The organism is Candidatus Woesearchaeota archaeon (assembly GCA_018302225.1).
Classification (GTDB): domain Archaea; phylum Nanobdellota; class Nanobdellia; order SCGC-AAA011-G17; family JAGVZY01; genus JAGVZY01.
This window is the reverse complement of the sequence record JAGVZY010000013.1, coordinates 1-11750: the sequence shown is the minus strand read 5'-3', so window position 1 is coordinate 11750 and position 11750 is coordinate 1. Positions and strand designations below refer to the sequence as shown.

The 11750-nt window shown below is 28.9% G+C and carries 20 protein-coding genes and 3 tRNA genes; 17 read left to right on the top strand and 6 right to left on the bottom strand.

Annotated elements, in window-relative coordinates:
- The first annotated feature begins 18 nt into the window (after positions 1-18).
- The 17 genes from J4403_03610 (at position 19) to J4403_03530 (ending at position 7644) form a co-directional block, all read left to right on the top strand.
- Positions 19-189 carry a protein translocase SEC61 complex subunit gamma gene (locus tag J4403_03610; GenBank protein ID MBS3167265.1) on the top strand — a complete coding sequence of 57 codons (171 nt, stop codon included), beginning with the start codon at positions 19-21 and terminating at the stop codon, positions 187-189.
- Positions 190-244: 55 nt separating this feature from the next.
- The gene (locus J4403_03605; protein MBS3167264.1) at positions 245-721 is read left to right on the top strand and encodes a transcription elongation factor Spt5; all 477 of its coding nucleotides are present in this window, start codon (positions 245-247) and stop codon (positions 719-721) included.
- Positions 714-1478 (top strand): 50S ribosomal protein L11, encoded by a 765-nt coding sequence (locus J4403_03600; GenBank protein ID MBS3167263.1) that lies wholly within the window; start codon positions 714-716, stop codon positions 1476-1478. Before J4403_03605 ends, J4403_03600 begins: the two co-directional genes overlap by 8 nt.
- Positions 1479-1526: 48 nt before the next feature.
- A tRNA-Pro gene (locus tag J4403_03595) sits at positions 1527-1600 on the top strand.
- A 35-nt stretch (positions 1601-1635) separates the two neighbouring features.
- Complete coding sequence (locus tag J4403_03590) at positions 1636-1845, top strand: 50S ribosomal protein L37ae (GenBank protein ID MBS3167262.1); 210 nt, start codon at positions 1636-1638, stop codon at positions 1843-1845.
- A gap of 18 nt (positions 1846-1863) precedes the next feature.
- Positions 1864-2001 (top strand): DNA-directed RNA polymerase subunit P, encoded by a 138-nt coding sequence (locus tag J4403_03585; GenBank protein ID MBS3167261.1) that lies wholly within the window; start codon positions 1864-1866, stop codon positions 1999-2001.
- A 17-nt stretch (positions 2002-2018) separates the two neighbouring features.
- A complete protein-coding gene (locus J4403_03580; protein MBS3167260.1) occupies positions 2019-2357 on the top strand; it encodes a prefoldin subunit in 339 nt (112 codons plus the stop codon).
- Positions 2354-2599, top strand: a complete 246-nt coding sequence (locus tag J4403_03575) for a UPF0147 family protein (GenBank protein ID MBS3167259.1) — start codon at positions 2354-2356, stop codon at positions 2597-2599. Before J4403_03580 ends, J4403_03575 begins: the two co-directional genes overlap by 4 nt.
- Before the next feature lie 74 nt (positions 2600-2673).
- Positions 2674-3069, top strand: coding sequence for a cell division protein SepF (locus J4403_03570; protein MBS3167258.1), 396 nt, complete (start codon positions 2674-2676; stop codon positions 3067-3069).
- A 50-nt stretch (positions 3070-3119) separates the two neighbouring features.
- A complete protein-coding gene (locus J4403_03565; GenBank protein ID MBS3167257.1) occupies positions 3120-3599 on the top strand; it encodes a ZPR1 zinc finger domain-containing protein in 480 nt (159 codons plus the stop codon).
- A gap of 1 nt (position 3600) precedes the next feature.
- A complete protein-coding gene (locus J4403_03560; GenBank protein MBS3167256.1) occupies positions 3601-4230 on the top strand; it encodes a diphthamide synthesis protein in 630 nt (209 codons plus the stop codon).
- On the top strand, positions 4223-5743 hold the full coding sequence (glyS, locus tag J4403_03555; GenBank protein ID MBS3167255.1) for a glycine--tRNA ligase: 1521 nt from the start codon (positions 4223-4225) through the stop codon (positions 5741-5743). Before J4403_03560 ends, glyS begins: the two co-directional genes overlap by 8 nt.
- Positions 5737-5827: transfer RNA gene (locus J4403_03550), tRNA-Ala, on the top strand. The genes glyS and J4403_03550 overlap by 7 nt, the downstream gene beginning before the upstream one ends.
- A gap of 14 nt (positions 5828-5841) precedes the next feature.
- Complete coding sequence (locus J4403_03545) at positions 5842-6261, top strand: HIT family protein (protein MBS3167254.1); 420 nt, start codon at positions 5842-5844, stop codon at positions 6259-6261.
- 59 nt (positions 6262-6320) lie between these two features.
- Positions 6321-6485, top strand: a complete 165-nt coding sequence (locus J4403_03540; GenBank protein ID MBS3167253.1) for a hypothetical protein — start codon at positions 6321-6323, stop codon at positions 6483-6485.
- 144 nt (positions 6486-6629) lie between these two features.
- Positions 6630-6700 (top strand) — tRNA-Met (locus J4403_03535).
- A 59-nt stretch (positions 6701-6759) separates the two neighbouring features.
- Positions 6760-7644, top strand: coding sequence for an HD domain-containing protein (locus J4403_03530; protein ID MBS3167252.1), 885 nt, complete (start codon positions 6760-6762; stop codon positions 7642-7644).
- Between the two features lie 21 nt (positions 7645-7665).
- Here the strand turns inward: J4403_03530 and albA are convergent, their stop codons facing one another.
- From albA to endA, 6 genes are all read right to left on the bottom strand, one after another.
- Positions 7666-7950 (bottom strand): DNA-binding protein Alba, encoded by a 285-nt coding sequence (albA, locus tag J4403_03525; protein ID MBS3167251.1) that lies wholly within the window; start codon positions 7948-7950, stop codon positions 7666-7668.
- A gap of 67 nt (positions 7951-8017) precedes the next feature.
- Positions 8018-8215: a 30S ribosomal protein S17e gene (locus J4403_03520; GenBank protein MBS3167250.1), complete on the bottom strand. Its 198-nt coding sequence runs from the start codon at positions 8213-8215 to the stop codon at positions 8018-8020.
- Between the two features lie 60 nt (positions 8216-8275).
- Positions 8276-9376 (bottom strand): hypothetical protein, encoded by a 1101-nt coding sequence (locus J4403_03515; GenBank protein ID MBS3167249.1) that lies wholly within the window; start codon positions 9374-9376, stop codon positions 8276-8278.
- A gap of 14 nt (positions 9377-9390) precedes the next feature.
- Positions 9391-10614: a hypothetical protein gene (locus tag J4403_03510; GenBank protein ID MBS3167248.1), complete on the bottom strand. Its 1224-nt coding sequence runs from the start codon at positions 10612-10614 to the stop codon at positions 9391-9393.
- 22 nt (positions 10615-10636) lie between these two features.
- A complete protein-coding gene (locus tag J4403_03505; protein ID MBS3167247.1) occupies positions 10637-10993 on the bottom strand; it encodes a hypothetical protein in 357 nt (118 codons plus the stop codon).
- Positions 10994-11089: 96 nt separating this feature from the next.
- Positions 11090-11602, bottom strand: a complete 513-nt coding sequence (endA, locus tag J4403_03500) for a tRNA-intron lyase (GenBank protein ID MBS3167246.1) — start codon at positions 11600-11602, stop codon at positions 11090-11092.
- Positions 11603-11750: the final 148 nt, after the last annotated feature.

Sequence of the window (11750 nt, the reverse complement as noted above, 5' to 3'; positions counted from 1 at the left end):
GTTTTTTCTTTTTAATATATGTTAACTAAACTAAGAAGTTTTATAATTGAATGTAAAAGGGTGTTTCAAGTAACTAAAAAACCCAGTATGGATGAGTTTAAAGCTATAGTAAAGGTGTCTGGTATAGGAATACTAGTAATAGGTCTTATAGGATTTCTAGTACAGATGTTGTGGCAGCTTATAAAATAGATAGTATTTAAAAAGCTAAGGCCAATAATTCGAATTAAACCAAAAAAATTGTCAAATGGAAAGCCAAATTTATATTATTAAAACAACTGCTAATAGAGAAGATCAAGTTATGGATTTTATAACTGGGCATGTTGAAAAAAAAGGAATAGATGTATATTGTGTAATAAGACCTCATGGTATGAGAGGATATATTTTTGTAGAAGCTAAAGATAAAGAATCTGCAGAAAAAGCAACGCAAGGTGTTCCTTATGCAAAAGGAATTTTAGCAGTTCCGGTTGATTATCATGAAATTGAACCAATGTTAGAACAAGTTAAAGTTCAATATAATATTGAAAAAAATGATATTGTTGAAATTATTTCAGGTCCATTCAAAAGAGAAAAAGCAAAAGTAACTAGAATAGACAAACAAAAAGAAGAAGTGGTTATAGAATTATTGGAAGCAGCAGTTCCAATTCCAATGACGATGAAACTTGATGGTGTACGTGTAATTAGAAGAGATAAAGAGGAAGATGAGGAGCAACAAAATGAGTAAAGAAACTATTGATTTAATGATTGAAGGTGGAAAGGCTGTAGCTGGTGCACAGATGGGACAATCACTTGGTCCTTTAGGAGTTAATATTCAATTAATTCTAAAATCAGTTAATGATAAAACTGCAGTATTCAAAGGGATGAAAGTTCCTGTAAAAATAATTGTAGATACTGTTTCAAAAGATTTTGAAATTGAAGTTGGAAGTCCTCCAACAACAGAACTTGTAAAAAAGGAATTGGGATTAGAAAAAGGTTCTGGAAAACCAAATCTTGAAAAAATAAAAAATGTTGGAATCGAACAAGCAATCAAACTTACAAAAATGAAAGAAGAGGGTATGCTTGGAGATAATTTTAAAAGAAAATTAAAAACTGTTATTGGTTCATTAAATTCAATGGGAATTTTAGTTGAAGGAAAAATTTCAAGCGATATAAATAAAGAAATTGAAGCTGGAAAATATAATCATGAAATTCAGGCACAAAAAATAGATATCACTCCTGAAAGAATAAAAGAACTAGCACAACAATTAGATGATTTCAATAAGTTAGCTGCTAAATTGGCTGCAGAGAAAGAAGCAGAAGAAGAAGCAGGAACTAAACCTAAGAAAGATGAAGAGGTTGCAGCAACAGCTACAACTACAGCTCCAGGAGAAGCTCCTGCAACAGCTGTAGCACCTGGTGCTAAAACGGCTGCTGGTGCAAAGCCTGCAGCAGGTAAACCTGAAGAAGCTAAAAAACCTGAAGCTAAACCTACAAAGAAGTAACCCTTATTCACAACATTTAAAAATAAGCTGAATTTAAAAAAAGCTTATGGGGTTATGGGGTAACCTGGTTAGCCTTCGAGGTTTGGGACCTTGCGATTCCGGTTCAAATCCGGATAGCCCCATGAGATAAAGTTTATAATTAAAATCAGAGATTCAAATGAGAACAAAAAAAGTTGGCTCAAGTGGAAGATACGGAGCAAGATACGGATTAAGAATTAGAAGAAGAATTCAAGAGATTGATAAAAGAAGAAGTGAAACAAAGAAATGTCCTTTCTGTTTTAAGAATCAATTGAAAAGAGTTAATGCTGGAATTTGGTTATGCAAAAAGTGTGGAAAGAAATTTACAGGGGGGGCATATTCAATTTAATTTTTGAATAAATTTAAAATGACTAAATATAACTGTTTTTCATGTGGAAAAAATATCAAAGAAGAATATCTTAAAAAAAGAATAAGATGTCCCTATTGTGGATCTAAAATACTTTACAAAGCAAGAACCACTACAACAGAATTAAAAGCGATATAAAAATTTAAAACTAAAAGATGAGCAGTGAAAATAATCTAAATATAGAGGAACTTCAATTAATAGAACAAAATTTACAAAATCTTCTTCTACAAAAACAAAATTTTCAAACACAACTTCTTGAAAACGAAAAAGCAATGGAAGAATTAAAACCTGGCTCAGTTGTTTACAAAATTGTTGGAAATCTTATGATTAAATCAGACGCAGAAGATATTAAAAAAGATTTAAAATCCAAAGATGAAATGTTAAACATTAGGATAAAAAACATTGAAAAACAAGAGGAAATCCTTAAAGAAAAGGCAATGAAAAAACAAAGTAATGTTCTTAGTCAAATAAGTAAAGAGAGAAGTAAAAAATGAATGAAATGGAACCGATTTTAGAATTATTTAGTAGAATTGAAAATGATTTAAATATACCTAAAGGTTTGAAGACTAGATTAGAAGATATAAAAAGCGCATTATTAGAAAATGATGATAATATTGCTATGAGGATAAATCAGGCTCTAGAACGCCTTGATGACATTTCTGACGATTCTAACACTCCAGATTATGTAAGAATACAGATATGGAATATTGTTAGCATTTTAGAGTCAGTAAAATAGAAATATTTATATATGTGGTTAATCAAATAAAACACATTATATTTTGTGAAAAAAAGTAAATTGGGGAGGAGAAAATGAAAAATACCTTTCTTAACAAGGTGCTAAAAGGATTGAGTGGAGATGACATTCTAGAAGAGACTGGTGAAGATTATGTTGAAATAGACATGAATAAAAGTGAAGATCAAGCAAATAAAATTTTGGTTAAACCGTTTACTATACAAGATTTTGCAGATATTAAAGAACCATTAGACGCACTTAGAGATGGAAATATTATCGGTTTGCTTAATATTGCTCCCTTAAGGGAAAAAGATATTCATGAATTGAAAAGGTCTCTTAACAAAATAAAGAAGACTTGTCAAGCATTAGACGGAGATATTGCAGGTTTTGGTGAAGACTGGGTTGTTATAACACCTTCTTTTGCAAGAATTTTTAGACAAGGCTTAGAATCTGCTAGTGCTGAACAAATTTAATTAAAGGTTTTTTAGAAACCTTTTTATATTCTTTTTTCTAATTTCTTTTTATGGATTCAATAAAAAATCAAAAATGCCCGTTTTGTCTTAAGAATAGTGCGACTTTGTCTGAAGATGAAAAAAATATTAAAGAAGTTGGGAAAGTGTTTATTCTAAAACTTAAGTGTGATGCTTGTGGTATAAATACTCAAGAAGTTGAAATTGAGGGTAATAAAAAACCAAAAGTTGAATTTAAAGTTAAGAATCAAAATGATTTAAAAAAACAAATAATTAAATCTTCGAGTGCAATTATAAAAATACCTGAGTTAAAAATTTCAATTAAACCTACTGAAAATTCTGTTGGAGATATTACTACCGTTCAAGAATTTATTGATAATTTAATAAAATATATTCAGGAAACAAATGAGATTTCTTCTAATGAATATAAAAAATCTGAAAAGCTTTTAGATGAATTGGATGCAGCTAAAGAAAATAATGGAAATATTACGCTTATAATTGAAGATAAAGAAGGTAATTCTGCAATAGTTTAAAATGAAAAAGATATTTATCCCTGCAGTAGCTAATTTTTCTGTTAAAAATGTTTTAGACAATTTCTTTAGTCAAAAACAGCCAAAATTGGCCATATTTACTACAATACAATATCTTAAGGAAGTTCAAGAATACATTAAAAAAAATAAACTGAAAAATATTTTGTTTGGTGGACAAATATTAGGTTGTGATTCTGGATCTGCTGAGAAAGTATGTAGGAAAGTGAATGCCTTTTTATATGTTGGAACAGGAGAATTTCATCCTGGTGCTTTAATAAAATTTAATAAAAAAATATTTATTGCAAATCCAGAGAATAATTCTGTTACTACTGTTGAACTTAAAGATGTTGAGGCTCTTGAGAAAGTTAGGAGAGGTAAAATTTCTAAGTTTTTGCTTTCAAAAAAAGTAGGAGTTATATTTAGTGTAAAACCTGGACAAAGTAAATTTGATGAAATAAAAAGGATTAAACGAATATTAAATTCTTTTGATAAGGAATATTATTTTTTTATTGGAGATGAAATTAAAAATTTAGAAGATTTTATAGGCATAGATATGTGGATAAATACTGCTTGTCCTAGAATTGAAGGCAAAAATATTATAAACCTAGATGATTTGGAGAGTTCTTATGAATAAAAAACAAGAAGAGTTTACTAGGGAATTTACTAGTTTTATACAAGAACAGGGTTTTATATGGGGTCCTGAACCTGAAATATACGGAGGTTTAGCAGGATTTTATACTTATGGTCCTTTAGGTAAATTATTAAAGAATAAAGTTGAAAATAATATTAGAAAAGTATTCAAAGCAAGTGATTTTTGGGAATTGGAAGGTCCAACAGTTTTACCAAATATTGTTTGGGAAGCATCAGGACATTTAGGTAATTTTATTGACAAAGTTGTAATTTGTAGTAAATGTAACAAAGAATTTAGAGCAGATAAATTAATTGAAGAAGCAACTGGAAAGTCTTCTGTGCATTTGTCTGATGAACTAATGCTAAAAGAGATTAAGAAAAATAAGATTTTGTGCCCTTCATGTGATTCAGAATTTAGAAATGAAGTTTCAAAACAGAGTTTGATGATGCTTACAAGAGTTGCTGGAAAAGATGCAGGATTAAGACCTGAAACTGCCACTGTAACTTATTTACCATTTAAAAGATATTATATGTTTTTAAGAAAGAAAATGCCATTAGGCGTTTTTCAGATTGGAAAGGCATATAGAAATGAAATTTCTCCGAGACAAAGTGTAATTAGAGGAAGGGAGTTTACACAAGCAGAAGGACAGTTATATGTTGATCCAATACAAAAAAATAAATGGGAAAAATTTGAAGATGTTAAAAAAGAAAAACTTCCTTTGTGGAGTTATCAATTACAAGATTCTAAAAAAGATTTAAAACCTATTTCATTAGGCGATGCAATTAAAGATAAAACTCTTAAAAATCAAGCTTATGCTTGGTGTTTACATCTGGCTTATACTCAATTTAAAGAATTGGGTGTTCCTGAAGACAGGATAAGATTGAGACAACATCATCCTGATGAAAGAGCATTCTACGCTGATGATGCTTGGGATTTAGAAATAAATCTTAATAGTCTTGGTTGGACTGAATGTTGCGGTATACATGATAGAACTGATTATGATTTAAAGCAGCATGCAAAATTCTCTAAACAAACTTTAGAAGCAGAAAGAGAAAATGGTGAAAAATTTATTCCACACGTTTTAGAAATTGCTTTTGGAACTGATAGGCCAACTTATGCTTTGTTAGATTTATTTTATGAAAAAATGGAAAAAGAAGAAGGAAAAACTATGTTTAAGATTCCTTATCAAACTGCACCAATAGATATTGCTATTTATCCTTTAATTAAAAAAGACGAATTAATTGCAAAAGCTAAAAAAATTAAAAAAGAGCTTGAAGATGAATTTATAGTTATATATGATGAAACTGGAAGTATAGGCAGAAGATATTTGAGAAGCACCACTTATGGAATTCCATTTTGTATCACAATTGATTTTGATGCTGGAGTAACTATCAGAGATAGAAATACTGAAAAACAAATTAGGGTTGATGAAGGTCAGCTTAAGTCTGTGATCCATAAGTTGTTTAATAGGGAAATTCAGTTCGAGCATGCTGGAAAACTTGTAAATAAGGGCTGATAGTGAAATCGGGTTTTATCACACTTCCATGGCAATAAAAAACCATAATGGAAGAGTTTCCGGGTTCAAATCTCGGTCAGTCCATAGAGGAAAAACAAATGATAGATTGTATATTTTGCAAAATTGTAAAAAAAGAAGTTCCTGCAGCAATTATTTATGAAGATGATTTTTGTTTAGTTATGTTAGACATTAAACCTGTAAATAAAGGACATTGTTTAGTTATTACAAAAGAACATTATGAGAATCTATTTGAAATTTCTGAAGATAGATTAAAAAAATTAATTTCTGTAGTTCAGAAAACTGCAAAGGCATTGAAACAAACTTGTGATGGAGTAACAATTACTCAAAATAATGGAAAAGCAAGTGGGCAGATAGTAAATCATATTCACTTTCATGTAATCCCCAGGTATAGCACTGATGGGCATAAATATGATTGGAAAACTACATTCTATGCAGATGAGAAAGATATGAAGAATTATGTTGTGAGTTTAAGTAAAAGAATGGATAGTATCCGATAAGTACTTTATATGATAGTGACAAAAATTTTATAAAGATTTTAATTCTTAATGTTATTACAATGAGCGAAGAAGAACAAAAAGATGCTTCGACTGAACAACCAGCAGATTCAACCCCTGCTGAAGATTCATCAGAACAAAATAACGATGAAAGTTCAACTGAGCAAAAGGATGAAAAAACTGAAACTCCTAAAGATGAAAAATCTGAAGGAAGCTCAGAACAATAAAACTAAACTGATATGTTTTGTTGTTGAAAATGGTCTGTCAGGGTATTAGGTGGGTGGGTTTTTATTTTTTAAAATGTAACGTTTTCTTAAAATTTAAGGATAATCTTTAAAAACCCTACATCTAACTTTACTTTTAAGATATAAGCCACTGTGGTTTAACGGTAGAACTCGGGTCTCATGAGCCCGTAACGGGAGTTCAACTCTCTCCAGTGGCATTCTCTTTGCTTATAAATAAAAGAAAGGATTTTTAAGGCTTTAAAAACAAAGCTCGAATATGGTCGAGAATATTAGGAACTTAGATTTGAGAAGAGCAGAATTAGAGAAAATCTATGGTAAAAAAGGACTTATTCTTAAAGATGAACTTGAAATGAGAAATTTTTTAGAAATAAATTCTTATTTAGACATAGAAAGTGAACTAGGAGGGAGACTTAAAAGTGAAATTATTCAACTTGAAAACTATCCAACCCATTATCTTCATTCGCTTAGATGCGGATGCTATGCTCTTAAGATTACAGATTATTTAAAAAAGATAGAACCCGTGGTGTTTATAGGACAGATAAAAAATTATACGGATAGTAATTTCAAAAAGTATCAACAAATATTTTATATTGCAAGTTTATTGCATGATGTAGGGAAAAGAGAATTTCCAGAACTTATCACAAAAACCGATCTTACTGAGGAAGAGATTATTTTACTTAGGGGACATGTAGAAAAGTCAAGAGATATTATAAAAAGTATAAACGAAACTTCTGCAGAAATTGCATTGAGACACCATCTTTATCAGCCGAAATCTTATCCTTATGGAATAAATGGGTCTACTCCTGAAATTGAGGTTTTATCTAGGCTATTGGGCAAAATAGACAATTGGGACACAAGAACTACCAGAGTTAATAACAGGAATAACTATAACTATTATGAAAAAGCAATTATTATGTTTAACAAGATAAAAAATAATAATAATTTTATCCCCCAACAAATTGCTAAAAAACATATTGGGAAAGAATATCAAAAAGTTAATCTTTATTATGGGGGTACAAATTTGCCAAGAATGAATTTCAATTGTGGAAAATTAATTGATTTATTAGTTGAAGATGGAATTTTTGGAAGTAAAAATCCTTTAAATCCATTTGAAAAGTTTTATTCATTTAGAGTAATTTAAAAATGCAAAAATAAAAAGAATTTATTTTCTATTCAAAAATATTTCAACTGTACTAACTCTTACTTTCTTTTTTTCTTTATTTTCAAATTCTTCTGAATTTATTGCAACATTTTTTACCACAACTTGTCCGTCTAGAAATCTTTTTGTTGCAACTTCTGCCACATCTACTGCTCTACTAATAAATCTTCCACGTGCTTTTACTACAACTTCATCTGCACCTTGAGTTGTGAATTGCATTACAACTCCAGTCACGTAATTCATAAATGGCTTTCCACCAATATATACTACATGGTTGTCTTCTGTCATTTTTGCCTCCTACTTAAGTCTATAAAGTCAATGTATTCTTTAAATTTTAAGGTTATACTTCTTAATATTACTTTGCTTTGTTTGCTTTTTTAATTTTTTTAGTTAAATAGCCAGCAAGTATATTTCTAAGTTTCTTATTTTTAACATCTACTAAATCAGGCAGTTTAGATTTATTATGACTAAATTCAGAAGTAAGTTTGTCTTTATATCTAGCCAAAACCTCATTAGATACACGTTTTACAAGCATTGTTTTAATTCTACCCATATAAGTTAAAAACCCATAAAACAAGTATATAAACATTACGCTTTGGTCGGCTTAGTTTCTTTAAATAGGTTTTAATATGTAAAGATATCTATCAAAAACCTGCCCTTTTATTCTTAAAGGCAATTTAACACCATATTTTTCAGAAAGAGGTATAAAACTAGATTTAATAATCGATTTTATGTTTAATCGAATTTTACCCGCTTTGGAACGTAACTCTGGAATAAGAATAACTACTAAAGAGTCTTTTTTTAAGATAAAAGGCAAAGAGTCAAACAAAATGGAATAAGATCTTTCAAGTTCTTGCATAACACTTATTGCTTTTGATTGAGAGGGAACTTTAACAAAATAAGGGCCCATGTTTGGCTCTGTAACTACTGCGTCTATTGATTTTGGATTTAAATATCTTTTAACTCTTGAGTTTGGGAAATTATAAATATTAAATTTCGAATTTAGTTTATATTTAGATTTAATCCATTCAAGATTTTTTATACAGGCTTTAGAAACTTTTTCGTCTAACTCAAAACCATAAACATCAAGATTATTTAACATTGCTTCTTGTAAAATGGTCCCATAACCACAGAAAGGGTCTAATAGGTTTGTTTTTGCATTAGAAATATTTACTAAAATCTTTGCTAGTCTTATACTTGTTTGAACAACAAAGTTTTTTTCAGGTCTTTTATCATCACGTTCTTTGTATAAATAAGGTTCTGAAATAGTTTTAGTTTTGTAAATTTCTTTGTTTAAAATAATAAAATCTTCTAAGGATTTTGTTTTTATATCTAAAGGAGTAAATAATCTAAATTTAGGAGTTTTTATTGAGGCTTTTAGTTTTTCTTCATGATATTTATTTTTTAAAATTGAAATAGTTTTGTTTATAAATTCTTCTCCAGGATTTCCTAAAATACTAATACCATAATTAATATTTTTTTCAGTTCCTTCATAAAAATAATTTTTTAAGTCTATTTTTTCTGCTATTTTAACTATTCCGCCAGAATAATTTATGAATTGTTGTGAATTAAAATTGTCTATGTCAAAAACAACAAATTCTTTTGAATTTTGATTTATTGAGAATTTTATATTTAGTCTATTAAGTAAAGCAAATAGTTCTAATTTAGATAATTCTGAATCTCTTCCTAAAATAAATAGGTATCTTTTAAGCATACTAAGAAATAAAGTCAAAGCTTTTTAAATATTGTCCCTTTAAATCTAGTTTCTAGCAGATTTTCAGCTTTTTTAGCAAGGGTTCCATGACTTATTAAAAGCAAAGGCATGGATTTAGATATTGCTTGAGACCATGCTAAACTTAAGTCAGTTTCACTAATCTTTGATTTGTTTAGATATTTGATAAAAAAGCTCATCATACCTAATTCTAAAGGTATTTTTGCTTCTACATCAATTTCTTTGTCTGAAACAATAGTTTTGTTAAATACTTGAACTTTGTTTTGTGTTAAAAAATCTCTTAAATCTTTATTATCAATGGTAGGATGGAGTATAATTTTATCCTCTGGAGTTTCTATAAAAGAAGTTTGATCAGGAGTTATAATAACTTTCTTTTTTCTGCCCGGCTTTTTTGTAATGTGTTCTTCTTTTGGTTTTTCTGCTTCTGCAAGAAGTCTTTCTTTTTCAGCAATTTTTCTTTCTTTTTCTGCTAATTCTCTTTCTTTGTCTGCAATTGTTTTTTCTCTTTCTAAAGATCTTTCTTTTTCTTGATGTTTTGGAAGGGTTATTTTTTCAGATTTTTTTAAATCTTCGAGTTCTTGTGTTATTTTAGTTGTTGAATTTTTAACATGTTCATCATATTTTTCTTTAAATTGTTCTAAGAATTGTTCTCTGTCTGAAAGTTTTGGTTCTGGGGATTTTACTTCTATACCTAAGGAATTAACACTTATTACGCCTGAAGAAGGTAATTTTGGAAGAACCTTGTCTGCTAAGTTAGACAACTCTTGAATAGATTTTAATGCTTCTTGTTCTTCAACTAAATAAAATCTCCAAAATAATTTATCTTCTATTGGAATTGGAACTGCATAGTCTTTCATTTGTCTTAGTGAAACTCTTTCTAAGGGCGTTAGTGCAGAATCAAACATTACTTTTTTTACTTTTAGATTTTCAAAAACAACTTTATCTTTTTCATTTAGATATTGAGAAAGAGGAATTAATTTTTGCTCGTCTCCAGGAGCATAATAAAAAGGTGAGCCGCCTTTTTTTACTGTAGTTATTTTTAATTTTCCTGTTTGAGATAGTTCTGAAAGCATTGCACCTGCAAAAACAGAATTAACACCTATTTCATTTGCAGCTTGCATAGGTAAAATAGGGCCAGTTCTTTTTATATATTCTAATAATCTATCTCTTTTATTACCCATACTTTCTGGTTTAATTTTAGGAGTAGTACTAATAATCATATTAAAATTCAAGAAGTTAAGACTATAAAAGTTTTACTCTTTTGAAAGAGTTACTTATTTTTTCTTTAGGCCAACCAGCGTTTAAGAGTTTAAAAGTAACGAATTCTTTGGAATAACCACTATCTAATGCTTGAGAAGTATAAATATCTAATTGTTCGTCTAATTCGTCTGTAGACATTAAACTATAAACATAATTACCAGCATATACCGAACCTAATAAACCACCCAAGATTAAAGCTATAACTAAAATGTTTGAATCTGTAGGTTCTAAATCTCCTACAACCATACCTGTAACAGAACCTAATTGACTTACTGTCAAGATACCAAACAAACTAATAGAAGTTATTACTAATGTTAATAATATTAATCCTTTGTTCACTGTATCATCCTCTTTTTATTTATAAATTGATTTCTTATTTAAATAGTTTTTTGTTTTTTGCCTTTTAAAACTAGGTTTAAATATTTTATTTATAAACTAAGGTCTTTTCCAATTGATTTCGTAATAAGTTACATCTGACTCTTCATCAACAATTCCAATTAATAATCTTTTTTTTGTTGAATGTGCAACTCTATTTTTTGCTGCAAAATCATACCATGTTAAAGCTGTGCTTTCGTGAACTGGATAAACAATCCATTTTGCATGGTCTTCACCAGGTTTAATTCCCCTATCATATACTCTAAAATCTGCACCAAATTTTAATGCAGTTTTAACTATATATCCTCTTTTTCTTAAATCCCTATAAACACAATATCGTATCCAAAAGTTTGGATCTATTTTTTTACATAATTTTAGAAAAGTTTCGTAAGTTAATTCTTTTGATTTTTGAGTAATTTCTAATTTTTTTCTTTCTAACATGTATAAGGCTTCAACTAAAGAATAATGATATTTGTTGTCTACTAATTCTCCAAATCTACCTTGATTATATAATTCTCTAGCTTCATCTGAAGATTCTATAAATACTATTTCTTTGATTAATTCTCCTTTCATAATTTAAAAATGAAGTATATGCTTTATAAACATTTCTTAGGTTTTTTTGATTCTTGTCGAAAGGAAACTCTTAACAGACTTTAGTCTGTAGTGGAATTTCGACCTCCTTCGTAGTTTTTGGGAAACATTTTTCTTGTCTTAAATATAA